The organism is Vibrio sp. 10N.247.311.47 (assembly GCF_041467535.1).
GTDB classification, from domain to species: Bacteria; Pseudomonadota; Gammaproteobacteria; order Enterobacterales; family Vibrionaceae; genus Vibrio; species Vibrio crassostreae_C.
Genome location: NZ_JBFSUR010000017.1, coordinates 25,973 through 52,294 on the forward strand (window position 1 = coordinate 25,973; position 26,322 = coordinate 52,294).

General features: G+C 45.9%; 27 protein-coding genes. 23 read left to right on the forward strand and 4 right to left on the reverse strand.

The window, feature by feature from the left end; genetic code table 11:
- Positions 1-99 precede the first annotated feature (99 nt).
- The 22 genes from AB6E51_RS12720 (at position 100) to glmU (ending at position 19,410) form a co-directional block, all read left to right on the forward strand.
- Positions 100-771: an amino acid ABC transporter permease gene (locus AB6E51_RS12720; protein ID WP_009848134.1), complete on the forward strand. Its 672-nt coding sequence runs from the start codon at positions 100-102 to the stop codon at positions 769-771.
- Positions 768-1,505, forward strand: a complete 738-nt coding sequence (locus AB6E51_RS12725) for an amino acid ABC transporter ATP-binding protein (RefSeq protein ID WP_017058807.1) — start codon at positions 768-770, stop codon at positions 1,503-1,505. The genes AB6E51_RS12720 and AB6E51_RS12725 overlap by 4 nt, the downstream gene beginning before the upstream one ends.
- 206 nt (positions 1,506-1,711) lie before the next feature.
- Positions 1,712-1,846, forward strand: a complete 135-nt coding sequence (gene rpmH / locus AB6E51_RS12730) for a 50S ribosomal protein L34 (protein ID WP_004735800.1) — start codon at positions 1,712-1,714, stop codon at positions 1,844-1,846.
- A gap of 45 nt (positions 1,847-1,891) precedes the next feature.
- A complete protein-coding gene (gene rnpA / locus AB6E51_RS12735) occupies positions 1,892-2,215 on the forward strand; it encodes a ribonuclease P protein component (RefSeq protein ID WP_017055478.1) in 324 nt (107 codons plus the stop codon).
- Positions 2,182-2,439, forward strand: coding sequence for a membrane protein insertion efficiency factor YidD (gene yidD / locus AB6E51_RS12740; RefSeq protein ID WP_004735802.1), 258 nt, complete (start codon positions 2,182-2,184; stop codon positions 2,437-2,439). The genes rnpA and yidD overlap by 34 nt, the downstream gene beginning before the upstream one ends.
- 2 nt (positions 2,440-2,441) lie before the next feature.
- Positions 2,442-4,064 (forward strand): membrane protein insertase YidC, encoded by a 1,623-nt coding sequence (gene yidC / locus AB6E51_RS12745; RefSeq protein ID WP_017058806.1) that lies wholly within the window; start codon positions 2,442-2,444, stop codon positions 4,062-4,064.
- Between the two features lie 130 nt (positions 4,065-4,194).
- Entirely contained in the window at positions 4,195-5,556 is a 1,362-nt protein-coding gene (gene mnmE, locus AB6E51_RS12750; protein WP_029235098.1) for a tRNA uridine-5-carboxymethylaminomethyl(34) synthesis GTPase MnmE, read from the forward strand.
- Positions 5,557-5,606: 50 nt separating this feature from the next.
- Positions 5,607-6,041: an FMN-binding protein MioC gene (gene mioC, locus AB6E51_RS12755; protein ID WP_372058962.1), complete on the forward strand. Its 435-nt coding sequence runs from the start codon at positions 5,607-5,609 to the stop codon at positions 6,039-6,041.
- A 482-nt stretch (positions 6,042-6,523) separates the two neighbouring features.
- Positions 6,524-8,419, forward strand: a complete 1,896-nt coding sequence (gene mnmG, locus AB6E51_RS12760; RefSeq protein WP_017058802.1) for a tRNA uridine-5-carboxymethylaminomethyl(34) synthesis enzyme MnmG — start codon at positions 6,524-6,526, stop codon at positions 8,417-8,419.
- Positions 8,419-9,051 (forward strand): 16S rRNA (guanine(527)-N(7))-methyltransferase RsmG, encoded by a 633-nt coding sequence (gene rsmG / locus AB6E51_RS12765; protein ID WP_017058801.1) that lies wholly within the window; start codon positions 8,419-8,421, stop codon positions 9,049-9,051. The genes mnmG and rsmG overlap by 1 nt, the downstream gene beginning before the upstream one ends.
- Before the next feature lie 14 nt (positions 9,052-9,065).
- The gene (locus tag AB6E51_RS12770; protein ID WP_029235097.1) at positions 9,066-9,839 is read left to right on the forward strand and encodes a ParA family protein; all 774 of its coding nucleotides are present in this window, start codon (positions 9,066-9,068) and stop codon (positions 9,837-9,839) included.
- 23 nt (positions 9,840-9,862) lie between these two features.
- On the forward strand, positions 9,863-10,744 hold the full coding sequence (locus tag AB6E51_RS12775; protein ID WP_017063024.1) for a ParB/RepB/Spo0J family partition protein: 882 nt from the start codon (positions 9,863-9,865) through the stop codon (positions 10,742-10,744).
- Between the two features lie 191 nt (positions 10,745-10,935).
- Entirely contained in the window at positions 10,936-11,325 is a 390-nt protein-coding gene (locus AB6E51_RS12780) for a F0F1 ATP synthase subunit I (protein WP_010433210.1), read from the forward strand.
- Positions 11,326-11,333: 8 nt separating this feature from the next.
- Complete coding sequence (gene atpB, locus AB6E51_RS12785) at positions 11,334-12,131, forward strand: F0F1 ATP synthase subunit A (protein WP_009848124.1); 798 nt, start codon at positions 11,334-11,336, stop codon at positions 12,129-12,131.
- Between the two features lie 49 nt (positions 12,132-12,180).
- The gene (atpE, locus tag AB6E51_RS12790) at positions 12,181-12,438 is read left to right on the forward strand and encodes a F0F1 ATP synthase subunit C (RefSeq protein ID WP_004411110.1); all 258 of its coding nucleotides are present in this window, start codon (positions 12,181-12,183) and stop codon (positions 12,436-12,438) included.
- Positions 12,439-12,497: 59 nt separating this feature from the next.
- Complete coding sequence (gene atpF, locus AB6E51_RS12795) at positions 12,498-12,968, forward strand: F0F1 ATP synthase subunit B (protein ID WP_372058960.1); 471 nt, start codon at positions 12,498-12,500, stop codon at positions 12,966-12,968.
- Positions 12,969-12,983: 15 nt separating this feature from the next.
- Positions 12,984-13,517 (forward strand): F0F1 ATP synthase subunit delta, encoded by a 534-nt coding sequence (gene atpH, locus AB6E51_RS12800; protein WP_010433233.1) that lies wholly within the window; start codon positions 12,984-12,986, stop codon positions 13,515-13,517.
- Positions 13,518-13,530: 13 nt separating this feature from the next.
- Positions 13,531-15,072 carry a F0F1 ATP synthase subunit alpha gene (gene atpA, locus AB6E51_RS12805; protein ID WP_017063023.1) on the forward strand — a complete coding sequence of 514 codons (1,542 nt, stop codon included), beginning with the start codon at positions 13,531-13,533 and terminating at the stop codon, positions 15,070-15,072.
- Positions 15,073-15,120: 48 nt separating this feature from the next.
- Positions 15,121-15,987, forward strand: coding sequence for a F0F1 ATP synthase subunit gamma (gene atpG / locus AB6E51_RS12810; protein WP_017058793.1), 867 nt, complete (start codon positions 15,121-15,123; stop codon positions 15,985-15,987).
- A 34-nt stretch (positions 15,988-16,021) separates the two neighbouring features.
- Positions 16,022-17,425 (forward strand): F0F1 ATP synthase subunit beta, encoded by a 1,404-nt coding sequence (gene atpD, locus AB6E51_RS12815; protein WP_017058792.1) that lies wholly within the window; start codon positions 16,022-16,024, stop codon positions 17,423-17,425.
- A gap of 18 nt (positions 17,426-17,443) precedes the next feature.
- Entirely contained in the window at positions 17,444-17,866 is a 423-nt protein-coding gene (locus AB6E51_RS12820) for a F0F1 ATP synthase subunit epsilon (RefSeq protein ID WP_017058791.1), read from the forward strand.
- A 182-nt stretch (positions 17,867-18,048) separates the two neighbouring features.
- Positions 18,049-19,410, forward strand: coding sequence for a bifunctional UDP-N-acetylglucosamine diphosphorylase/glucosamine-1-phosphate N-acetyltransferase GlmU (glmU, locus tag AB6E51_RS12825; RefSeq protein ID WP_102331973.1), 1,362 nt, complete (start codon positions 18,049-18,051; stop codon positions 19,408-19,410).
- Between the two features lie 124 nt (positions 19,411-19,534).
- Here the strand turns inward: glmU and punC are convergent, their stop codons facing one another.
- Complete coding sequence (gene punC, locus AB6E51_RS12830; protein WP_017063021.1) at positions 19,535-20,746, reverse strand: purine nucleoside transporter PunC; 1,212 nt, start codon at positions 20,744-20,746, stop codon at positions 19,535-19,537.
- Between the two features lie 163 nt (positions 20,747-20,909).
- On the opposite strand from punC, the gene punR reads away from it, so the two are divergent.
- Entirely contained in the window at positions 20,910-21,824 is a 915-nt protein-coding gene (gene punR, locus AB6E51_RS12835) for a DNA-binding transcriptional activator PunR (protein ID WP_136974240.1), read from the forward strand.
- A 97-nt stretch (positions 21,825-21,921) separates the two neighbouring features.
- Here the strand turns inward: punR and ilvA are convergent, their stop codons facing one another.
- The 3 genes from ilvA to AB6E51_RS12850 are packed head-to-tail and all read right to left on the reverse strand — an operon-like array spanning position 21,922 to position 26,313.
- Complete coding sequence (ilvA, locus tag AB6E51_RS12840) at positions 21,922-23,466, reverse strand: threonine ammonia-lyase, biosynthetic (RefSeq protein WP_372058958.1); 1,545 nt, start codon at positions 23,464-23,466, stop codon at positions 21,922-21,924.
- A 3-nt stretch (positions 23,467-23,469) separates the two neighbouring features.
- Positions 23,470-25,311, reverse strand: a complete 1,842-nt coding sequence (gene ilvD, locus AB6E51_RS12845; RefSeq protein WP_017058786.1) for a dihydroxy-acid dehydratase — start codon at positions 25,309-25,311, stop codon at positions 23,470-23,472.
- Between the two features lie 33 nt (positions 25,312-25,344).
- On the reverse strand, positions 25,345-26,313 hold the full coding sequence (locus tag AB6E51_RS12850) for a branched-chain amino acid transaminase (protein ID WP_017063017.1): 969 nt from the start codon (positions 26,311-26,313) through the stop codon (positions 25,345-25,347).
- Positions 26,314-26,322 lie beyond the last annotated feature (9 nt).

The window sequence follows — 26,322 nt, forward strand, 5'->3', positions numbered from 1 at the left end:
ACAGCGGTGGGCTTTTTGCTTTTGTGCACTGATTAAAAAACCTGATACAACAGTACTTACATATAGAACAACACTGCCAATAAAAATACGAGATAGATTATGGGATTTGACTTTAATTACATGCTAGAGCTGTTGCCAATACTACTGAAGTATTTAGGCACCACGATGGAGATGGCGACCTGGGGCTTGTTCTTTGCTCTGATCCTGTCTCTGATACTGGCGAATATTCGTGTATTCAAAATCCCAGTGCTCGACCAACTGAGCCAGCTGTACATTAGCTTCTTCCGAGGCACACCACTGTTGGTGCAGCTGTTCCTCCTTTATTACGGCTTACCACAAGTCTTCCCGTGGATGGTTGGGTTGGATGCCTTCAGCGCCGCTGTGATTGGCTTAACCCTGCACTTTGCCGCGTATATGGCAGAAAGTATTCGTGCCGCGATTATCGGTATTGATCGCAGCCAGATGGAAGCCAGCCTTTCGGTCGGTATGACAACCAGCCAAGCGATGCGCCGAGTGATCTTACCGCAAGCAACTCGCGTGGCACTGCCGTCGTTGATGAACTACTTCATCGATATGATCAAGTCGACTTCACTTGCCTTCACCCTAGGTGTCGCCGAAATCATGGCTAAAGCTCAGATGGAGGCTTCTTCAAGTTTCCGCTTCTTCGAGGCTTTCTTAGCAGTCGCACTGATTTACTGGGGCGTGGTGGTTATCCTCACTCGTATTCAAATTTGGGCCGAAGTGAAACTGAATAAGGCGTATGTACGATGATCAAATTACAAAATATCCACAAGCAGTTTGGTGACACCGAAGTTTTGAAAGGGATCGACCTAGAAATCAAACAAGGTGAGATAATTGTCATCATAGGTTCAAGTGGTACGGGTAAATCTACCCTACTGCGTTGTGTGAATTTTCTAGAGCAAGCCGATCAAGGCACGATTTCGATTGATGATATCAAGGTTGATACTCAGAAACACACTAAGGCAGAGGTGCTTGCACTGCGTCGTAAGACCGGTTTTGTGTTCCAAAACTATGCACTGTTCGCTCACCAAACCGCGAGACAGAATATTGCTGAAGGTTTAATTACCGTTCGTGGTTGGAAAAAACAGCAAGCCCATGAAAAAGCACAACAAATACTTGATGATATTGGCTTAGGTGACAAAGGTGATAGCTACCCAGCCGCGCTCTCTGGTGGCCAGCAACAACGGGTGGGTATTGGCCGTGCAATGGCACTACAACCCGAGCTTTTACTGTTTGATGAGCCGACTTCAGCGCTCGATCCTGAGTGGGTTGGCGAAGTGCTTAACCTAATGAAAAAACTGGCAAATCAGCATCAAACCATGCTGGTGGTTACCCATGAAATGCAGTTCGCGAGAGAGGTCGCAGACCGAGTGATCTTCATGGCTGACGGTCATATTATCGAGCAGGGATCTCCACAGGATATTTTTGGTAATCCACAGGATCCTAAATTAAAAAAATTCTTAAATAAGGTTGGGATCGACTAAGGATCCTTGTGATTTTAGTTATTCTACGTATAATCCCCCGACCGGAATTTTAGTTAACCCAATCATTGACACTTTTTGTGACAGTGATTACAATTCCGCCTCTTTGTTGAGAGGCGTCGGTTTTCCTTTCTTATATAAAGAAGAGAAAAAATGCCCACGCCGGGTTTAACAAAAACCTAAAACTACTGATCAGTAAGGTAATTACAATGAAACGCACTTTTCAACCTACAGTTCTAAAGCGTAAGCGTACTCACGGTTTCCGTGCTCGCATGGCTACTAAGAACGGTCGCGCAACAATCAATGCACGTCGTGCAAAAGGCCGTAAGCGTCTTTCTAAGTAATCTTTGATTATTTTGAATAAGCTAGCCTTCGGTCGGGAGTTACGCTTGTTAACTCCCGAACATTATCAAAATGTCTTCAAGCAAGCTCATCGAGCTGGCTCCCCTCATTTCACCATCATTGCCCGAAATAACTCTCTTTCAAATCCTCGTCTTGGATTAGCCGTTCCGAAAAAGCAGATTAAAACCGCCGTGGGTCGTAACCGATTCAAGCGTCTTACTCGTGAAAGCTTTCGTAACACTCAACACAAACTTCCTAACAAAGATTTTGTTGTAATCGCTAAGAAGAGCGCGCAAGATTTAAGCAATGAAGAAATGTTCAAGCTACTCGACAAATTATGGCTTCGCCTGTCTCGCCCTTCGCGTGGATAGCGCTAATACCCATCTATTTTTATAGATGGTTTATTAGTCCACTCATCGGCCCACGCTGCCGATTTACTCCAACCTGCTCTTTATATGCGATAGAAGCGTTGAAAGCTCACGGTTTTGTAAAAGGGTGTTGGTTATCAGGCAAACGTCTATTAAAATGCCATCCTTTGAACGAAGGGGGCTTTGACCCCGTTCCACCAGTCCAAAAACAAGACAGAGATAAATAACGATGGATTCTCAACGTAATATCCTGTTAATCGCATTGGCTTTGGTTTCTTTCCTACTGTTCCAACAATGGAACGTAGCTCAGAATCCAGCACCACAAGCGGTTGAGCAGGCACAATCTGGCAGCACCCTACCAGCGCCATCTTATGCAGATGATCTAGACCCGGCTCCTGGTCAAGTTGCTTCTTCTGCTAAAACTATCACAGTAACAACTGATGTACTGACTCTGTCAATTGATACGGTTGGTGGTGATGTCGTTAAAGCAAACCTAAACGATTACTCTGCTGAGTTCGATTCTGAAGATACGTTTGTTCTTCTTAAAAACGAACCAGGTCACCAATTTATCGCACAAAGCGGTCTAGTGGGTCCTCAAGGTATCGATTTAAGCAGCACAAACCGCCCAAGCTACACAGTTTCAGCAGACAGCTTCACGCTTGCTGATGGTCAGGATGAACTACGCATCCCGATGACTTACCAAGCGAACGGCCTTGATTACACGAAAACATTCATCCTTAAGCGTGGCAGCTACGCAATGGATGTTGAATACGATGTAGTCAACAACTCTGGTAACAACGCGACATTCGGCATGTACGCTCACCTGCGTCAGAACGTAATGGATGACGGCGGTAGCCTAACAATGCCAACTTACCGTGGTGGTGCTTACTCTACGGAAGATACGCGTTACAAAAAATACAGCTTCGACGACATGCAAGATCGCAACCTGTCTCTTAACCTAGCAAACGGTCAAGGTTGGGCAGCGATGATTCAGCACTACTTTGCAAGTGCATGGATCCCACGCGACGAAGCAGGCAGCAACCTTTACACTCGTGTAATTGGTAACCTTGGCGACATCGGTGTTCGCATGCCGAACAAAACCATCGCTACTGGCGACGAAGCAAACTTCAAAGCAACGCTTTGGGTTGGTCCTAAACTTCAAGACCAAATGGCTGCTGTTGCACCTAACCTAGACCTAGTAGTTGACTACGGTTGGTTATGGTTCATTGCTAAACCACTTCATACTCTGCTTTCGTTCATTCAAGGCATCGTTGTGAACTGGGGTCTGGCAATCATCTGTCTAACTTTCATCGTTCGTGGTGCTATGTACCCACTAACGAAAGCTCAGTACACGTCTATGGCGAAAATGCGTATGCTTCAGCCTAAGCTGACTGCAATGCGTGAGCGTATCGGCGACGACCGTCAACGCATGAGCCAAGAAATGATGGAGCTTTACAAGAAAGAGAAAGTAAACCCACTAGGTGGCTGTTTACCTATCCTTCTGCAAATGCCTATCTTCATTTCGCTATACTGGGCACTAATGGAGTCTGTTGAACTGCGTCACTCACCGTTCTTCGGTTGGATTACTGACCTTTCAGCACAAGACCCATACTACATCTTGCCACTTCTGATGGGTGCTTCAATGTTCCTAATCCAGAAGATGAGCCCGACAACTGTAACGGATCCAATGCAGCAGAAGATCATGACCTTTATGCCGGTTATGTTCACATTCTTCTTCCTGTTCTTCCCTTCAGGTCTGGTTCTATACTGGCTAGTATCGAACATCGTAACTCTGATTCAGCAAACGCTTATCTACCGCGCGCTGGAAAAGAAAGGCTTACATTCTAAGTAAGTTCGATAATAGAAAGAGACAAAGAAAGGCGACCAAAAGGTCGCCTTTTTGTTTTTAGCTGATTACAATTCAGCTAATTGATTAATCGTGAGCGCCCCTTTTTGGCTTTCACATGCTAGCAGGCACAACTATGACTACAGATACGATTGTTGCTCAAGCGACTGCACCCGGCCGTGGCGGCGTCGGTATTATTCGCGTTTCAGGCCCACAAGCAGCCCAAGTTGCGCTTGAAGTTACCGGCAAAGTACTGAAACCACGTTACGCTGAGTACACCCCTTTTAAATCTCACGATGGTTTAGAGCTAGACCAAGGCATCGCGCTTTACTTTCCTAACCCGCACTCGTTTACCGGTGAAGACGTTTTAGAGCTGCAAGGCCACGGTGGTCCTGTGGTAATGGATATGCTCATCAAGCGCATCCTCGCTATTCCAGGGCTACGCGCAGCACGCCCAGGTGAGTTCTCGGAGCGTGCCTTCTTGAACGACAAGATGGATTTAACCCAAGCAGAAGCGATTGCTGACCTCATTGATGCCAGTTCAGAAGAAGCGGCGAAATCAGCTCTGCAATCGTTGCAAGGTGAGTTCTCGAAACGCATTAATACGCTGGTGGACTCTCTGATTCACTTACGCATCTATGTTGAAGCCGCTATCGACTTCCCAGAAGAAGAGATTGATTTCCTTGCTGACGGTAAAGTAAGTGCTGACTTACAAGCTATCATCGACAACCTCGAAGCGGTTCGCCAAGAAGCCAATCAAGGTGCCATCATGCGTGAAGGTATGAAGGTGGTGATTGCAGGTCGTCCTAATGCCGGTAAGTCGAGCTTACTGAATGCATTATCGGGTAAAGACTCCGCGATTGTGACTGATATTGCAGGTACAACCCGTGATGTACTTCGTGAACATATCCATATTGATGGTATGCCACTGCACATTATTGATACCGCAGGCCTGCGTGAAGCCTCGGATGAAGTCGAAAAAATCGGTATTGAACGCGCTTGGGAAGAAATTGCTCAAGCCGATCGCGTTTTATTTATGGTCGATGGCACCACTACCGATGCAACCGACCCGAAAGATATCTGGCCAGATTTCGTTGATCGTCTGCCGAATAACATCGGAATGACCGTGATTCGTAACAAAGCCGATCAAACCGGTGAAGATCTCGGGATTTGCCATGTTAATGATCCAACTCTGATTCGACTATCAGCAAAGACGGGACAAGGCGTTGATGCACTACGTAATCACTTAAAAGATTGCATGGGCTTTGCTGGTGGCAATGAAGGTGGCTTCATGGCACGTCGTCGCCACTTAGATGCCCTAGAACGCGCATCTGAGCATCTAGATATTGGCCAGCAACAGCTCGAAGGCTATATGGCAGGGGAAATCTTGGCAGAAGAACTGCGTATAACGCAGCAACACCTTAACGAGATTACTGGTGAATTCAGTTCCGATGACCTACTCGGCCGTATCTTCACCTCTTTCTGTATTGGTAAATAACCTTTAAAGGCCGGCTCATGCTGGCCTTTTTCTTTAGTAAGGACAGCTTAATGATCCACATTATTACAGGCAGCACCTTAGGTGGTGCAGAGTACGTTGGCGATCACCTTAATGATCATCTTGAAGAGCAAGGCCACGAGATCACCCTTCATAATCAGCCTGAATTCGATGATATTCCCCAACAAGGCTTTTGGTTGCTGGTGACTTCAACTCATGGTGCGGGTGAATTTCCAGATAATATTAAGCCGTTTATCGACGCATTGACCCAGCAATCTCCAGATTTAAGCCCGGTTCGCTTTGCTGTCGTGGCGCTTGGTGATTCGAGTTACGATACCTTCTGTTTGGCGGGAAAATCAGTCCACAGCCAGATGAAAGAGCTCGGTGCTCAGCCTATTTCTGACTGTTTTACCATCGATGTATTGGAAACTCCGGTACCAGAAGACGCAGCAGAAGCTTGGTTCAACGATCATAGCGACCAGTTTTAACCTCTCTCCTCTCTCAAAAAGCGGCTTATGCCGCTTTTTTTGTCTCTGAACATCGTGATTGTGAATAACTTTTTTTCAAAAACATCGAAAATTAGCGATCTATTTTCAATTTCTGCTGTGGATAAGATCATACATATACGGTGATTAACCTATAGTTATCCAAATAACAAGTTTTAGGCTAATTTCCTCCTGTGAATAAGTAGCCATTTTGATCCCAGCTAATCCTCATCCTGATCAAAGTTAGATCACATCATTTGATCCAAAAAAGATCCATGATCTCGTTGATCATTTCCGACTTATCCACAGATACCCTCGATCCTAATAATAGATCTAATAAAAGATCTCCTTAAAGATCTTATCTATATTAATTAAAAACAGCTTTTTCGAAAAATCCCAAAAACGTTTTCTCAGGCTATGAAAACAGGTAGAATATCGCTCCTTTTTATCAATCTAGAAAACGTTTGAATACCTGAGGTCGGTTCATGCTTTATCACGAAAAATTTGACGTCATCGTTGTTGGTGGTGGCCATGCAGGAACGGAAGCCGCACTCGCATCTGCACGTACTGGTCAAAGTACGTTATTACTTACTCATAATATCGATACACTAGGACAAATGTCTTGTAACCCAGCCATTGGCGGGATCGGTAAGGGCCACTTGGTAAAAGAGGTCGATGCAATGGGTGGATTAATGGCGCAAGCTATTGATCATGCAGGTATTCAGTTCAGAACATTGAACGCATCAAAAGGCCCTGCGGTTCGTGCTACTCGTGCACAAGCTGACCGCGCACTGTACAAAGCCTTTGTTCGTAACGTTCTTGAAAACACGCCAAACCTGACTTTGTTCCAACAGTCGGTTGATGACTTGATCGTTGAACAGGATCAAGTGGTAGGTGTGGTAACGCAGATGGGCCTTAAGTTCCGCGCAAGCGCTGTGGTTCTGACTGTGGGCACATTCCTAGGCGGCAAGATCCATATTGGTATGGAAAGTTCTTCAGGTGGCCGTGCTGGTGATCCACCATCGATCGCACTGGCTGACCGTCTTCGTGATCTTCCATTCCGAGTTGATCGCCTGAAAACAGGTACTCCTCCTCGTATCGATGCGCGTAGCGTTGATTTTTCTGAGCTTGAGGTTCAGCACGGTGATAACCCGACGCCTGTTTTCTCGTTCATGGGCAGCCGAGCTCAACAACCTCGTCAAATTCCATGTTACATCACGCATACCAATGAAAATACGCATGACGTAATTCGTGCCAACCTTGATCGCAGCCCTATGTACGCGGGTGTGATTGAAGGCATTGGCCCTCGTTACTGCCCTTCGATTGAAGACAAAGTAATGCGTTTTGCTGACAAGAACAGTCACCAAATTTTTATTGAGCCAGAAGGTCTAACGACTCACGAGCTATACCCGAATGGTATCTCTACCAGTCTGCCGTTTGATGTACAGGTTCAAATTGTTCGTTCGATGAAGGGCTTTGAAAATGCTCATATCGTTCGCCCTGGCTATGCGATTGAGTACGATTTCTTTGATCCTCGCGACCTTAAGCTGACTTACGAAACTAAGTTTATCAAAGGTCTATTCTTTGCGGGTCAAATCAACGGTACCACTGGCTATGAAGAAGCGGCTGCACAAGGCTTGATGGCCGGTCTGAATGCAAGTTTGTTTACTCAAGGCAAAGAAGGCTGGAGTCCACGTCGTGACCAAGCTTACATGGGCGTGCTTATCGACGACCTATCTACCATGGGTACCAAAGAACCTTACCGCATGTTTACGTCTCGCGCGGAATACCGTCTGCTGCTTCGTGAAGACAACGCCGATATCCGCTTGACTGAAAAGTCGCGTGAACTTGGCCTTGTTGATGACGCTCGTTGGGCTCGTTTCAACGAGAAGATGGAAAACATGGAGAAGGAGCGTCAACGTCTGAAAGAGACTTGGATTAATCCAAAATCTGAAGATATTGATCAACTGAACCAAATTCTGAAAACACCAATGTCTCGTGAAGCGAGCGGTGAAGATCTTCTTCGTCGCCCTGAAATGACTTATTCACAGTTAACCGCATTGGATCGTTTTGGTCCTGCACTGGAAGATCAACAAGCGTCTGAGCAAGTTGAGATCCAAGTGAAGTACGATGGTTACATTCAGCGTCAACAAGACGAAATTGAAAAATCACTGCGTCATGAAAACACCAAACTGCCTGCTGATATCGATTACAGCAAGGTAAAAGGACTTTCTAACGAAGTGGTTCTTAAACTAACGACAGCTAAGCCTGACTCAATTGGTATTGCTTCGCGAATTTCAGGTATCACACCTGCAGCAATCTCAATTCTGTTGGTTTACTTGAAAAAACACGGCCTGTTGAAAAAAGGTGAGGAAGCATAATGAGCGCATTACGCGAAAAACTGGATCACCTTATTGGCCAGACTGAACTTGAAGTATCTGAAAAACAACGTGGCCAGTTGGTTGGCTACGTTGAGTTACTGAACAAGTGGAACAAAGCTTATAACCTAACATCAGTTCGTGACCCACAAGAAATGATGGTGAAACATATCTTAGATAGCATCATTGTTAGCACTCACTTACAAGGTAAGCGCTTTATCGATGTGGGTACGGGACCTGGTCTTCCTGGGATTCCGCTCTCAATCATGAATCCAGACTGCGAGTTTTACTTGCTAGACAGCCTAGGTAAGCGTATTCGTTTTATCAAACAGGTGATTCATGAGCTGGGTATCGACAACGTGGTACCGGTTCAAAGTCGCGTTGAAGAATTTCAACCAGAAGAAAAGTTTGATGCAGTGCTCAGTCGTGCATTTGCGTCAATGACAGACATGGTAGAGTGGTGTCACCATTTACCTAAAGAGCAATCCGGTGTATTTTTGGCTCTTAAGGGACAACATCCTAGAGACGAAATCGACCTGTTACCTGAATGGTGTTCAGTGACAGACATTAAAGCTTTGCAAGTGCCAGAGCTTGATGGAGAGCGTCATCTAGTTACTTTATCGCGTCAGGGATAATCAGCGAGGCCATAGTGGGTAGAATCGTAGCAATTGCCAACCAGAAGGGTGGCGTAGGAAAAACAACAACTTGCATTAATTTAGCAGCATCAATGGCGGCAACAAAACGCAAGATATTGGTTGTTGACCTCGATCCTCAAGGTAATGCCACTATGGCGAGCGGTGTCGACAAGTATCAAGTTGAAGCAACAGCTTACGATTTGTTGGTTGAAGACACCCCATTTGATGAGGTGGTTTGCCGGAGTACATCTGGCAATTATGACCTCATCGCCGCGAACGGTGATGTTACTGCGGCAGAAATCAAGCTGATGGAAGTGTTTGCTCGTGAAGTTCGTTTAAAAAATGCACTCGAACCCATTCGTAATAACTATGATTTCATCTTTATTGATTGCCCGCCCTCATTAAACCTTCTTACAATCAACGCGATGGCTGCGGCCGATTCCGTATTGGTTCCTATGCAATGTGAATACTTTGCTTTGGAAGGTTTGACTGCATTGATGGATACCATCAGTAAGCTAGCGGCTGTTGTAAACGAGAACCTGAAGATCGAAGGTCTTCTGCGTACTATGTACGATCCTCGCAACCGCTTATCGAACGAAGTATCTGATCAACTCAAAAAACACTTTGGTAGCAAAGTCTACCGAACTGTGATCCCTAGAAATGTGCGTCTGGCAGAAGCCCCGAGTCACGGCAAGCCAGCAATGTACTACGACAAATATTCCGCAGGAGCTAAGGCTTACCTTGCTCTTGCTGGCGAAATGTTGCGTCGTGAAGAAGTCCCAGTATAGGTCCAACCAAAGGAATTCGCTCAATGTCTAAGCGTGGTTTAGGAAAAGGGCTAGATGCATTGCTTGCAACTAGCTCATTGGCTCGTGAAAAACAGCAAGTTGCTTCTCATAGTCAGGCGTTGTCGGCTGATGGTGAGCTTATTGAACTGGCTGTTGGTTGCTTAAAGCCTGGTGTATATCAACCGCGTAAGGATATTGCGCCGGAAGCGCTAGAAGAGTTAGCGGCATCTATACAATCTCAAGGCATTATCCAACCGATCGTTGTACGCCCTTTAGCGCACGACCAATTTGAGATTATTGCTGGTGAACGTCGTTGGAGAGCGGCTCGTCAAGCTGGTCTTAAACAAGTTCCATGCTTGATCAAGAGAGTAGAAGACAAGGCCGCGATTGCGATGGCATTGATCGAGAACATTCAACGTGAAGATCTGAATGTTATCGAAGAATCACAAGCGCTAGAGCGCTTGCAGAACGAGTTTTCACTGACACATCAGCAGGTCGCCGATGTGATTGGTAAATCCAGAGCTACCGTTAGTAACTTATTACGTCTAAATCAGCTCGAAAATGAAGTAAAAGGTTTAGTTTCCAGTAAACAACTAGAAATGGGGCATGCTAGAGCACTGCTTGCGCTTGAAGGTGTTACCCAGGTTGAGGCAGCGAATACCGCAGCAACCAAAAAAATGACCGTGCGTCAAACTGAGCAACTTGTCAAAAAGTGCTTAAAACCAGACGTTGAAGCTGAATCGAAGCCCGAAGACACTGAGGCCATCGAACTTTCACGAAGACTCACGGAAAAATTGCAAGCAAACGTTTCAGTTACTCGTTCTGTTAGCGGTAAGTCAAAAGTGACAATTACTCTTGATGAGCCTCACAAATTAGAGCAACTTATTGCTAAACTAGAGTACTAAATGAGATAATTGATTTAGGTCAATTATGTAATAAACAAGTAATTTCTTACAAAAGTTGTCGGTTTGTATACAGAAATGTAAATGATTGCTGCATTCTTATTGCAATCAATTTGGCTGAACGTATAATTTTCGCCAATTTCTCAGCACGCTTTTAAGCGAGTGGTAAAGTGGGCTTAAAGAGGAACGAATACATGGTAGCGGCGTTAGCAAGACCAGGACGAGTGCTTGCAAAGCAAATGTTATTGATCGAGCTTAGCGCGGTTATATTAGTGGCGATAGGGTTAGGTTTAGCTGTTAATCCTGATTGGGGTTTTGCTGCATTGGTTGGTGGCGGTATTTTTGTCATCGCGAATGTGGTTTTTTGTGTGTGTGCTTTCCTATTTTGTGGAGCTCGCGCAACTAAGTTAGTTGCGGCGTCGTTCTATGCAGGTGAAGCACTAAAGATCCTTATCACAGTTCTACTATTCTCTATTGTCTACATGTATATGCAGGTGGAATTAATTCCCCTCAAACTGACCTATTTACTGGTTCTAGGTATTAATATCTTTGCGCCAGTGCTTTTCATTAACAATAAAAAATAGGATGAGTTATGGCTGCGCCAACAGCATCCGGATACATTGAACACCATTTACAAAACCTTTCTTTAGCTAAGTTTGGTCTTGTAGAGGAGACAAGTTTCTGGAACGTACATATAGACAGTCTGTTTTTTTCGGTGTTGACAGGGATGTTATTCCTTTGGGTTTTTCGCTCAGTCGCTAAGAAAGCAACAGTAGGTGTACCTGGTAAGCTTCAGTGTTTTGTTGAAATGGTAGTGGAATTCGTTGGCGACAACGTTAAAGAAACTTTCCATGGTCGCAACCCTCTGATTGCCCCACTAGCACTGACTATATTCTGCTGGATTATCATTATGAACTTGATGGACTTAGTGCCTATCGATTTCTTACCATATCCTGCAGAGCATTGGCTAGGTATCCCTTACTTGAAAGTGGTTCCTACAGCTGATGTAAATATAACCATGGCAATGGCTTTGGGTGTTTTTGCTCTGATGATCTACTACAGCATCAAAGTGAAAGGCCTAGGCGGATTTGCTAAAGAATTGGCACTGCATCCATTTAATCACCCAATCATGATCCCATTTAACTTGGTACTTGAGGTAATTTCGTTATTAGCGAAGCCACTATCTCTAGGTATGCGTTTATTTGGTAATATGTTTGCGGGTGAGGTGGTGTTTATTCTTATCGCGGCAATGCTACCGTGGTACTTACAATGGGTAGGTGCACTACCTTGGGCTATCTTCCATATCTTAGTTATATTGATTCAAGCGTTTGTTTTCATGATGTTGACAATCGTTTACTTATCAATGGCTCATGAAGATAGTGATCACTAAAAAATTTTTAAGCTTTATTCTAACTATTAATGTTAATCGGAGAACGTAAATGGAAACTGTACTAAGTTTTTCAGCAATCGCTGTTGCTATTATTGTTGGTCTTTGTGCCGTAGGTACTGCAATTGGTTTTGCTATTCTTGGTGGTAAATTCCTAGAAGGCGCTGCGCGTCAACCTGAAATGGCTCCAATGCTACAAGTTAAGATGTTCATCATCGCTGGTCTACTGGATGCTGTTCCAATGATCGGTATCGTAATCGCACTACTATTCACGTTTGCTAACCCATTTGTTGGTCAACTAGCAGGCTAATTAACTCTTTAATAGTTAATTAAATTTTTGTAGTTGATTCTTAACGAGGGGTAGCTGTTGTGAATATGAACGCAACTCTGCTAGGTCAAGCAATTGCTTTTTCACTGTTTGTTTGGTTCTGCATGAAATATGTATGGCCACCAATCATGCAAGCAATTGAAGAACGTCAGAAAAAAATTGCTGACGGTCTTGTAGCCGCTGAACGCGCTACTAAAGACTTGAACCTGGCACAAGCCAACGCTTCTGAGCAAATGAAAGAAGCAAAGCGCACTGCAACTGAGGTTATTGATCAGGCAAACAAACGTAAAGCTCAAATTATTGATGAAGCACGCGAAGAAGCTCAGGCAGAACGCCAGAAAATCTTAGCGCAAGCTGAAGCAGAAATTGAAGCAGAGCGTACACGTGCCCGTGATGACCTGCGCAAACAAGTCGCAACTCTGGCTATAGCTGGTGCTGAGAAAATCCTTGAGCGTACAATCGATAAAGATGTACACGATGATCTTCTTAACAACATTACTGCAAAACTTTAAAGCAAGGGGCTGTATATGTCTGATTTGACTACAATCGCACGCCCCTATGCTAAAGCAGCGTTTGACTTTGCGGTAGATAAAGGTGAGCTAGACCAATGGGGTCAAATGCTTACTTTTGCTGCCGAAGTGGCACAAAATGATGATGTTCACAATTTATTAAGCGGTTCTATGACTGCTGAAAAATTAGCTGAAGTATTCATTGTAATTTGTGGCGAACAATTTGATGAATTCGGCCAGAACTTAATTAAAGTGATGGCAGAGAATGGCCGCTTAATGGCTTTTCCTGATGTTTGTAAAGAGTTCTTTATACTCAAAAAAGAGTATGAGAAAGAGATCGACGTTGAAGTTACTTCAGCTGTTGAACTTTCTGAAGAACAACGCACAAGCATTATCAGCAAATTGGAACTGCGCCTTGCGCGCAAAGTTCAGCTGAATTGCAGTATAGATGAGACTCTACTTAGTGGAGTTATTATTCGAGCCGGAGACCTAGTCATCGATAACTCAGCGCGCAGTCGTTTAGACCGCCTGAGCGATGCATTGCAGTCTTAATGGGGATTGGAGCATGCAACTTAATTCCACTGAAATTAGCGATCTAATTAAACAACGTATTGAATCTTTCGACGTTGTTAGTGAAGCTCGCAATGAAGGTACTATCGTTTCTGTAAGCGATGGCATCCTTAGCATCCACGGCCTAGCGGACGTGATGCAAGGTGAAATGATCGAACTACCGGGTGGCCGTTACGCTCTAGCACTGAACTTGAACCGTGATTCGGTTGGTGCTGTTGTAATGGGCCCGTATGCTGACCTACAGGAAGGCATGAAAGTTACAGGTACTGGTCGTATTCTAGAAGTACCAGTAGGTCCTGAAATGCTTGGTCGTGTTGTAAACACGCTAGGTGAGCCAATTGATGGTAAAGGTCCAATCGAAGCTAAATTGACTTCGCCTGTAGAAATTATCGCACCAGGTGTAATCGACCGTAAATCGGTAGATCAACCTGTTCAAACTGGTTACAAGTCTGTTGACTCAATGATCCCTATCGGTCGTGGTCAACGTGAACTAGTAATCGGTGACCGTCAGACTGGTAAAACAGCAATGGCGATCGATGCGATTATTAACCAAAAAGATTCTGGTATTTTCTCTATCTACGTAGCTATCGGCCAAAAAGCGTCGACTATTGCTAACGTAGTTCGCAAACTAGAAGAGCACGGCGCACTAGCAAACACTGTTGTTGTTGTTGCATCGGCTTCTGAATCTGCAGCGCTGCAATACCTTGCACCGTATGCTGGTTGTGCGATGGGCGAATACTTCCGTGATCGCGGTGAAGATGCACTGATTGTTTATGATGACCTATCTAAGCAAGCTGTAGCTTACCGTCAAATCTCGCTACTACTTAAGCGTCCACCAGGTCGTGAAGCGTTCCCAGGTGATGTTTTCTACCTTCACTCTCGTCTACTAGAGCGTGCTGCTCGTGTAAGCGAACACTACGTAGAAGAATTCACTAAAGGCGAAGTGAAAGGCAAGACGGGTTCTTTAACTGCTCTTCCTATCATCGAAACGCAAGCTGGTGACGTATCTGCATTCGTACCGACGAACGTAATCTCGATTACCGATGGTCAGATCTTCCTACAAACTGAGCTATTCAACGCGGGCGTACGTCCAGCTGTTGACCCTGGTATCTCAGTTTCTCGTGTAGGTGGTTCGGCGCAGACTAAAATCATCAAGAAGCTATCTGGCGGTATCCGTACTGCTCTAGCTCAATACCGTGAACTTGCAGCATTTGCTCAGTTCTCTTCGGATCTTGATGAAGCGACTAAGAAGCAGCTAGACCACGGTCAAAAAGTTACAGAACTGATGAAGCAGAAGCAATACGCTCCTATGTCTGTATTTGACCAAGCTCTAGTAATCTTCGCTGCAGAGCGTGGATACCTTCAAGACGTTGAACTTTCTAAAGTTCTAGACTTTGAAGCTGCTTTACTGTCGTTTGCTCGTGGTCAATATGCCGATCTAGCAACACAGATCGACACAACGGGTGCTTTCAATAAAGAAATCGAAGCTGAGCTGAAGAAGCTTGTTGACGATTTCAAGGCAACCCAGACCTGGTAATTGGTAGGTGGTCTTAGGGCCACCTCATACCATTAACGGAGAGTAACGATGGCCGGCGCAAAAGAGATACGTAATAAAATCGGTAGTGTTAAAAGCACACAGAAGATTACGAAAGCAATGGAAATGGTAGCAGCTTCAAAAATGCGTCGTTCTCAAGACGCAATGGAAGCTACTCGTCCATATGCAGAAACAATGCGTAAAGTGATCGGTCATTTGGCTAATGGTAGCCTCGAGTATAAGCATCCTTATCTTGAGGAACGTGAAGCCAAACGTGTTGGTTACATCATCGTTTCTACAGACCGTGGTCTTTGTGGTGGTTTGAACATTAATTTGTTCAAAAAAGCCATGAACGACATGAAAGATTGGTCTGAGAAAGGTGCTGACGTTGAACTTGCAATTGTAGGTTCAAAAGCGACAGCATTTTTCAACAACAGCGGCGCGAAAGTAGCAGCTCAAGTTTCTGGTCTGGGCGATCGCCCAAGCCTTGAAGACTTGATTGGCTCTGTAAGCGTTATGCTGAAGAAATATGATGAAGGCGAATTGGATCGCCTGTTCGTAGTGTTCAACAAGTTTGAAAACACTATGGTACAAGAACCAACGATCGATCAATTACTTCCTTTGCCTAAATCAGACAGCGAAGACATGAAACGCGATCATGCTTGGGACTACATTTATGAGCCTGAGCCAAAACCACTACTAGATGCACTACTGGTTCGCTACGTCGAATCTCAAGTATATCAAGGTGTGGTCGAGAACCTTGCTTGTGAGCAAGCGGCTCGAATGATTGCTATGAAATCAGCAACAGATAACGCTGGTGACATTATTGATGACTTAGAACTTGTGTACAACAAAGCGCGTCAAGCGGCAATTACACAAGAACTTTCTGAGATCGTTTCAGGCGCAGCTGCGGTTTAAGCTTAGGTAAAACTAAATAGTTAGAGGATTAACGATGGCTACAGGTAAGATCGTACAGATCATCGGTGCGGTAGTCGACGTAGAGTTCCCACAGGGTGAAGTACCTCGTGTATACGACGCTCTGAATGTTAATGAAGTACAAGAACGTCTAGTTCTTGAAGTTCAGCAACAACTTGGCGGTGGCGTAGTTCGCGCAATCGTAATGGGTAGCTCTGATGGTTTACGTCGTGGTTTGACAGTTGAAAATACTGGCGCTCCAATCTCAGTACCAGTAGGTACTAAGACATTGGGTCGTATCATGAATGTCCTAGGTGACGCGATTGATGAGTGTGGCGAGATTGGTGCTGAAGAGCATTACGCCATTCACCGTGAAGCTCCAAGCTACGAAGAGCAGTCTAACGAGACAGCTCTTCTAGAAACTGGTGTTAAAGTAATCGACTTGATTTGTCCATTCGCTAAGGGTGGTAAAATCGGTCTATTCGGTGGTGCTGGTGTAGGTAAGACCGTTAACATGATGGAACTTATCAACAACATCGCACTTCAACACTCAGGCCTATCTGTATTTGCAGGTGTAGGTGAGCGTACTCGTGAAGGTAACGATTTCTACTTTGAGATGCAGGAAGCAGGTGTTGTAAACATCGAAAAACCTGAAGAATCAAAAGTAGCGATGGTTTACGGTCAGATGAACGAGCCACCAGGTAACCGTCTACGTGTTGCCCTGACTGGCCTAACAATGGCAGAGCGCTTCCGTGACGAAGGTCGTGACGTTCTACTGTTCGTTGATAACATCTACCGTTACACACTAGCAGGTACTGAAGTATCAGCACTTCTAGGTCGTATGCCTTCTGCGGTAGGTTACCAACCTACACTGGCTGAAGAAATGGGTGTTCTACAAGAGCGTATCACGTCAACTAAAGCTGGTTCTATCACGTCTGTACAGGCGGTATACGTACCTGCGGATGACTTGACTGACCCGTCTCCAGCAACAACGTTCGCTCACTTGGATGCAACGGTTGTACTTAACCGTAACATCGCATCTATGGGTCTATACCCTGCGATCGACCCGCTAGATTCTACTTCACGTCAACTGGATCCATTGGTAGTTGGACAAGAGCACTACGACATCGCTCGTGGCGTTCAGTCTACTCTTCAGCGCTATAAAGAGCTGAAAGATATCATTGCTATCCTAGGTATGGACGAGCTATCTGAAGAAGATAAGCAAGTTGTATCTCGTGCTCGTAAGATTGAGAAGTTCCTAACTCAGCCTTACCACGTAGCGGAAGTATTTACAGGTGACCCAGGCATTTACGTACCTCTTAAAGAGACTCTACGTGGCTTCCAAGGTCTTCTATCTGGTGAATACGATGACATTCCAGAGCAAGCGTTCATGTACTGTGGTGCAATTGACGAAGCTATCGAGAATGCTAAGAAGCTATAAGGCTAACTAGGAGGCGATATGGCAGCAATAACCTTTCACCTAGACGTTGTAAGTGCAGAGAAACAAATTTTCTCAGGCCTTGTTGAGACGTTTCAGGTGACCGGTAGTGAGGGTGAACTTGGTATTTTCCATGGTCACTGTCCACTGCTGACCGCTATCAAGCCTGGCATGGTGCGTATTGTTAAGCAGCACGGCCACGAAGAAATCATTTATGTTTCTGGTGGTATGGTAGAAGTTCAGCCTGGTACAGCAACTGTACTGGCTGATACAGCTATCCGTGGTGAAGAGCTAGACGCAGCAAAGGCGGAAGAAGCTAAGCGCAAGGCTGTGGAGAATATCCAAAATCAGCATGGCGACATAGACTTCGCACAAGCGGCCGGTGAACTGGCTAAAGCCATTGCTCAGTTACGAGTTATCGAACTGACAAAACAGCGTCGTTAATCTTTTTAAGATTACAGACTCTGAGATAAAGGCGACCTAAGGGTCGCCTTTTTGCATTTTTAGATTCTCAAAAATGCTTCTTTTACGTATCACTACTGGTTAAATGGTTATTGTGATTTAATTTTTTGCCCAAAAACGGTTACAATATCGGCTTAATAAAAATAACGTTGGATAGGTTTACAATGAAGTTTAGCGCGGTAATTCTCGCGGCGGGCAAAGGCACTCGCATGTATTCAAACACACCAAAGGTTCTGCACACACTTGCGGGTAAGCCAATGGTGAAGCATGTTATCGATACATGTAATGGTCTAGGCGCTCAAAACATCAACCTGGTTTACGGCCACGGTGGTGATCAGATGAAGGCTACCTTAGCTGAAGAATCTGTAAACTGGGCACTGCAAGCTGAACAGCTCGGCACAGGTCACGCTGTGGATCAAGCATCTGCACATTTCGCTGATGATGAAAAAGTATTGGTGCTCTACGGTGATGTTCCACTAATCTCACCTGAAACCATTGAAAACCTATTAGACGCTCAACCAAACGGTGGCATCGCGCTACTTACTGTCGTGTTAGACAACCCGATGGGCTACGGACGTATTATTCGTCGTAATGGCCCTGTTGTGGCTATCGTTGAACAGAAAGATGCAACGGATGAGCAGAAGCTTATCAAAGAGATCAATACCGGCGTTATGGTGGCGACTGGTGGCGATCTGAAGCGCTGGTTGTCAGGTCTAAGCAACGACAACGCACAGGGTGAATATTACCTGACTGACGTTATCGCTGCGGCTCACGACGAAGGTCGTGCAGTTGAAGCGGTACACCCAGTAAGCCCGATTGAAGTGGAAGGCGTAAACGACCGCTCTCAACTGGCTCGTCTAGAGCGCGCTTACCAAGCTGAGCAAGCCGATAAGCTATTGAAGCAAGGCGTAATGCTACGCGACCCAAGCCGCTTTGATCTGCGTGGTGAACTGCAGTGCGGTATGGACGTTGAGATTGATACTAACGTTATCATCGAAGGCAGCGTAAGCATTGGCGATAACGTGGTTATCGGCACTGGCTGCGTGCTGAAAGACTGTGAGATCGATGACAACACAGTTATTCGTCCATACAGCGTAATCGAAGGAGCGACTGTTGGTGAAGACTGTACGGTTGGTCCATTTACTCGCCTACGCCCTGGTGCAGACATGCGTAACGATTCGCACGTTGGTAACTTTGTTGAAGTGAAGAACACTCGCCTTGGTGAAGGTTCTAAAGCGAATCACCTAACGTACTTGGGCGATGCTGAAATTGGTCAGCGTGTAAACGTAGGGGCGGGTGCAATTACTTGTAACTACGATGGGGCGAATAAGTTTAAGACCATTATTGGTGATGACGTGTTTGTTGGTTCAGATAGTCAATTAATAGCGCCTGTTACGATTGGTAATGGTGCGACGGTTGGTGCTGGCTCTACAGTGACGCGTGATGTGTTGGAAAATGAGCTGGTTATCAGCCGTGCGAAAGAACGTAAGATTGCTGACTGGCAGCGTCCGACTAAGAAAAAGTAGTCTCTTAATAAATAAGATGATTTAAATGAAAGTCAGTAGTACCGCTACTGGCTTTTTCTTATTTATCTAGATATAAAAAAAGAGCGAGTAATCTCGCTCTTTTTTGTTTTCGTTAACTTAGAAACTAGTCTTGTTTCTCGTCAGCGACTACTCGAGAGTTGTCAGGTGTCGCGAAGTGTTCAGAAAGCTCTTTGTTCGAAACAATATAGCCAACCCACAACGCACCCAAACAGATCACAACGGCAATACCCGTCGCGCTTAGTGCTTGGCTAGCCATTGCCGCGACCAATGCACTTGATAGGCCACTGATACTGATTTGCAGGCTGTTTTGTAGACCAGCAGCTGTTGCTGGGCTTTGTTTAGCGCTTGATAGAGCACGGTTTACTACGATTGGGTAAAGTGCGCCGTTTGCGACAGCAATCAAACAGAAAGGCGCAAGTAGAGGCCAGATTGACGTCAGTTCCCACTGTGATGCGATAAAGATAAGCATCGCCGCTACACTGAACAAACCGATAAGGTTTCTTAGTACAACGCCATCGCCATATTTCTTCACTGCTTGCTTACCGAAGTAACCACCCGCCATGAACGCGATTGTTTGTGGGATAAAGCTCAAACCGATGTCTTTTGCTTCATAACCTAGTTGGGCCATGATCTCTGGCATACCCGTTAGGTAAGCGAAGAACGCTGCAGATGCTGAAGCAAACATTAAGACATTACCCATGTAAGGCTTTGATTTAAGCAACATCTTGATGTCTGTCTTAATCGATGTCTGTTTTACTTCAGGCGCTTCTTTTGGTTGAGCCATTGTTGTCGCCACTAGCAGTGCACCCATCAAGGTTAATGTGATGAAGATGCTGTGCCAGCCAAAGCTATCCGCCAGTAACACACCTAGCTGAGGTGCTAATGCAGGAGATAGCGCAACCAAAGGCATGATGGTTGCAAAAATTTGTTGGCTACTGCTTTGCGAGTAACGCTTGATAACCATTGCTTGCCAGATTACCGCAGGAGCACATACGCCGATCGCTTGAATGAATCGTAGTGTCAGTAGGTGCCATACCTCGGTGCTGAATGCTAAGCCGAATGAAGCTGCAGTAAAGATAACAAGACCAACCGCCAGCGTATTACGGTGACCATACTTGTCACTCGCCAGACCCCAAAGAAGCTGACCCATTGCCATACCGCCAAGGAATACCGTTAAAGACAGGGCAATCTGCTCTGGGCCGGTTGCGAAATCAACTTCCATTGCCTTAAATGCAGGAAGGTACATATCGGTCGCAATAAAGCCAAGCATTGAAAGAACTGCAAGGTAGACCAATTGAAATTTAGAAATATTCATAAGATGCCATTAAGCTAAAGGTAGTGATGTTTTTATCATCAAAAAAATTGTTTGATATACAGAAGTGAAAGCCCCTGTTTATTTATGCTGACATTCTATTTTTCAGACCTGATAAAATAAAACGCTAAAATATGTGGTTATCAATCAAAAAATTTGAAGGCTTATGTTCTCTAAATCCTCTTTAGAAATGCTCGATACGGTAGCGCGCTTGGGCAGTTTTACCGCGGCGGCTGAGCAGTTGCACAAAGTGCCCTCGGCGATCAGTTATGGTGTCAGACAGGTCGAACAAGAACTGGATGTGCTGCTTTTCAGGCGTTTACCGAGAAAGGTTGAGCTCACTCCGGCAGGTGAACTGTTCATTGAAGAGGCGCGTGCACTACTGAGGCAAATGGAAGAGGTCAGTGCCCAGACTCGTCGAGCAGCTCGAGGTTGGAAGAAAACCTTGCGTCTGACGCTCGATAATGTGGTGAAGCTCGACAAGATGAAGCCGATGATTGAAGAGTTCTATCAAACCTTTGAGTTTGCCGAACTTCAGATCAACATGGAGGTTTTCAACGGCTCATGGGAAGCGATTGCACAGGGCAGGGCGGATATCGTGATTGGCGCCACCTCAGCTGTGCCAGTTGGTGGCGATTTTGAAGTCAAAGACATGGGGCAATTAGATTGGGCATTTGTAATGTCGCCAAGTCACCCGTGTGTGCGCGAACAGAACCTCAATGAAGAGTTCGTGAGCCAATATCCAGCCATCTGCTTGGATGATACCTCCAGTGTGCTCCCTAAGCGACACACAGGCCACTACTCAAGTCAAAGACGCCTGTTGTTACCCAATTGGTATAGCGCAATTGAATGCCTTAAAAATGGAGTAGGGGTGGGTTATATGCCGAGGCACATTGCCGCGCCAATTATCGAACAAGGCTTGCTGGTGGAAAAAATACTGCCTGAACCGAGTCCGCAGAGTCATTGTTGTTTGGTGTGGCGAAAAGACGATAACCATAAGTTGATCGAGTGGATGGTGAAATACCTAGGATCGAGTGAACAACTTCACCAAGATTGGTTGGATCATCGCAAGGCGGTCTAATGATCTTAGCGAGAAGATCCTTTTCAAGTTTGAGTTGAATCAGCACCAATAAAAAGAGCGAGTAAATACTCGCTCTTTTTGATTCGGTCGTTAACTCTTATGACAAGAAGAACTTGTAGGAAGGGTTATCGGTTTCATCTTTACACTGATAGCCAAGCTCTCGTAGATGTGTTGAGAACTGAGCTAAATCATCATCATCCAGTTCGAATCCACACAATACACGGCCGTAATCAGCGCCGTGGTTACGGTAGTTGAACAGGCTGATATTCCAATGGGTACCTAAGGTATCAAGGAACTTAATCAATGCTCCTGGGTATTCAGGAAACTCGAAGCTGTATAGGCGCTCTTTCAATGGTTTTGATGGTTTGCCACCAATCATGTAACGAATGTGCAGTTTTGCCATCTCATCATCAGACAGATCGACGACTGGATAGCCACCTTCACGCAGGTCGTTGATGATGTGATCGAGTTCTTCTTGTCCACCATTGAGACGTACACCGACGAAGATGTTCGCTAGGCTGTCATCGTTATGACGGTAGTTAAACTCAGTCACAGCACGGCCGCCAATGATATTACAGAACTCTAGGAAGGCACCTTGTCGCTCAGGAATAGTAACCGCAAGTAGACCTTCGCGCTTTTCACCCAGCTCACAACGTTCAGACACATAGCGCAGACCATGGAAGTTGGTATTAGCACCAGAAAGTACAGTTGCCAGTTGTTTGCCTTGCAGTTGGTTCTGCTCTGCAAACTTCTTTAAACCAGCCAGAGCAAGCGCACCAGAAGGCTCGGCAATCGCACGAGTGTCTTCAAAGATGTCTTTCACCGCAGAGCATATCTCATCGCTAGAGACTGCAATGTGACCGTCAATGTACTGTTGGCAAAGACGGAATGTCTCTTCACCAATGCGTTTAACCGCAACACCATCAGCAAACATACTGACCTGATCCAGTACCACAGGTTCACCGGCATCGAGGGCCGCTTTTAAGCAAGACGAATCTTCTGGTTCTACTGCAATGACTTTAATCTCTGGCATCAGCTGTTTTACTAATACAGCAACACCCGCAGCTAAGCCACCACCACCAACCGGCACAAAGATGTAATCCATATGACCATTCTGCTGCAGCATCTCCATACCCATCGTGCCTTGTCCTGCAATCACCAGTGGGTGATCGAAAGGCGGCACAAAGGTAAAGCCATGTTCAGCAGAAAGACGCTCGGCTTCTGCCTTGGCTTCATCAAAGTTGCTGCCGTGCAGAACCACGTTACCGCCAAAGCCACGTACCGCATCAACCTTGATGTCTGGCGTGGTTTTTGGCATCACAATCGTAGTCTGAATGCCCAGCTTAGAGCCAGACAGCGCCATACCTTGAGCATGGTTACCTGCCGATGCTGCAATCACACCTGCGGCTTTCTGTTGCTCTGAAAGGCTTGATACCATGTTGTAGGCACCACGTAGCTTGAACGAGTGGACCGGCTGACGGTCTTCACGCTTTAGCTGAACCTGATTACCAATGCGAGCACTTAAGCGAGGCATCTCTTGCAGAGGTGTCACGATTGCGGCTTCGTAAACTGGCGCTCTCAGGATCTGACGCAGATAATCTGCGCCAGTTTGTTTTTGGGGACTGACCGTGTCATCACTCATAGACTAGCCCTCTAGCTTAGACTTATCACGCACGGCGCCTTTGTCGGCACTGGTTGCCATGCTTGCGTAAGCTTTCAGTGCGAATGAAACTTCACGCTGACGGTTTTCTGGTTTCCAGCCTAGTGCGTCTTGCTTAACACGACGCGCTTCTAGTTCAGCTTCAGGCACATCAAGTGTGATCGAACGGCTAGGGATGTCGATAGTGATGATATCGCCAGTGTTTACTAGACCAATCACACCGCCACTTGCTGCTTCTGGAGAAGCGTGACCGATAGACAAACCGGATGTACCGCCAGAGAAACGTCCGTCAGTTAGAAGAGCACAAGACTTACCTAGACCCATAGATTTTAGGTAGGTAGTTGGGTAGAGCATTTCTTGCATGCCCGGACCACCTTTAGGACCTTCGTAACGGATAACAACCACTTCGCCTGCTTTTACTTTACCCGCTAAGATGCCGTCTACGGCTGTGTCTTGGCTTTCAAATACGATAGCAGGACCTTGGAATTTCAGGTTCTCTTCATCAACACCTGCTGTCTTAACGATACAACCGTCAACGGCGATGTTGCCTGAAAGTACGGCTAGGCCACCTTCTTGGCTGAATGCATTCTCTTTAGTACGGATACAACCTTCTTTACGGTCGTCATCAAGACGATCCCAACGGCAATCTTGTGAGAAGGCTTTGGTGGTACGAATACCTGCTGGGCCCGCGCGGAAGAACTTAAGTACCGCTTCGTCTTCTGTCTGCATGATGTCGTATTGAGCTAGCTGCTCTTGCATGCTTAGGCCAAGTACAGTGCGAGTTTGGTTGTTCAGTAGGCCTGCGCGGTCTAGTTCACCTAGGATAGCCATAACACCACCAGCGCGGTGAACGTCTTCCATGTGGTATTTAGGTGTTGAAGGCGCAACCTTACATAGGTGTGGAACGCGGCGAGACATCTCGTCGATATCACCCATATCAAAGTCGACTTCACCTTCTTGAGCTGCTGCCAATAGGTGAAGAACGGTGTTACTAGAACCGCCCATTGCGATATCCAGTGCCATCGCGTTTTCAAATGCTGCGCGGTTTGCGATGTTACGAGGCAGTGCTGATTCGTCATCTTGCTCGTAGTAACGCTTGGTTAGGTCAACGATGCGCTTACCAGCATTGATGAATAGCTCTTCACGGTCTGCGTGGGTTGCTAGCATAGAACCGTTACCTGGCTGAGATAGACCAAGCGCTTCTGTTAGACAGTTCATTGAGTTCGCTGTGAACATACCTGAACATGAACCACATGTCGGACATGCAGAACGCTCTACTTGCTCACTTTGCTCATCAGAAATGGTTGGATCGGCACCTTGGATCATTGCGTCAACAAGGTCTAGCTTGATGATTTGATCGGAAAGCTTAGTTTTACCCGCTTCCATTGGGCCGCCTGATACAAAGATCACTGGGATGTTAAGGCGCATTGCTGCCATCATCATTCCCGGAGTGATTTTGTCACAGTTAGAGATACATACCATCGCATCCGCACAGTGAGCATTCACCATGTACTCTACTGAGTCTGCGATAAGCTCACGTGATGGCAGTGAGTACAGCATGCCACCGTGACCCATTGCGATACCATCATCAACTGCGATGGTGTTGAATTCTTTAGCGATACCGCCCGCTTTCTCGATTTCACCTGCTACCAATTGACCCATATCTTTAAGGTGAACGTGGCCTGGTACGAATTGAGTGAAAGAGTTTACAACTGCGATGATTGGCTTACCGAAGTCATCATCTTTAACGCCAGTTGCACGCCATAAAGCGCGCGCACCAGCCATGTTGCGTCCGTGGGTAGTCGTTGCTGAACGATAGATTGGCATTGCTTAAATCCTTATAAAATATTTGGCTGTTGCTTACTTAGTTGTTTGCGTTTGGTTTTCTGAAGTTTGGTCTGCTGGGTAAACGTAGTCTAACCAGCCCCACTTATCTTCAGTGGTTCCATTGAATAGACCAAAGTAAGCCGCTTGAACTTTTTCAGTGATAGGACCGCGTTTGCCTTCACCTACTGTAATTTTGTCTACGCTGCGAACCGGAACGATTTCCGCCGCTGTGCCTGTCATGAATACTTCATCGGCAAGGTATAGCGCTTCACGAGCAATGTTCTCTTCACGGATCTCATAACCCATGTCTTTTGCTAGTGTCATGATCGAATCACGCGTGATACCCGGCAGAATCGCACTGGTCGCTGGTGGTGTGGATAGCACGCCGTTACGTACCACAAAGATGTTCTCACCAGCCCCTTCAGAAAGGTAACCATCAACACTCAGTGCGATGCCTTCATCGTAACCATGACGGCGAGCTTCGCCACCAACTAATAGTGAAGATAGGTAGTTACCACCGGCTTTTGCTGCGGTTGGGATCGTGTTTGGAGCGGCACGGTTCCAGCTAGAAATCATTGCATCAACGCCGTTTTCTAGTGCTTCTTCGCCTAGGTAAGACCCCCAAGGGAAAGCAGCGATGATCAGTTCCATCTCAGTATTTTCTGGCGGGCAGACACCCAAACCAACGTTACCTACGAAACCTAGAGGGCGGATGTACGCTGACTCTAGCTTATTTTGGCGTAGCGTTTCGCGAGTCGCTTCCATAATTTCTTCCTCAGTGTAAGGAATAGGGAAGCGATAGATTTTTGCTGAGTCTTTTAGGCGCTTAGCATGTTCAGGGTGACGGAAGATAACCGGCCCTTTTGGTGTGTTGTAACAACGAACACCTTCAAACACAGAAGTACCGTAGTGCATTGCGTGAGTCAGGACGTGAACGTTCGCCTCTGCCCAAGGAACCATCTCACCGTTAAACCAAATATAGTCTGCTGTTTTAGCTGTCATGTTTGCGGT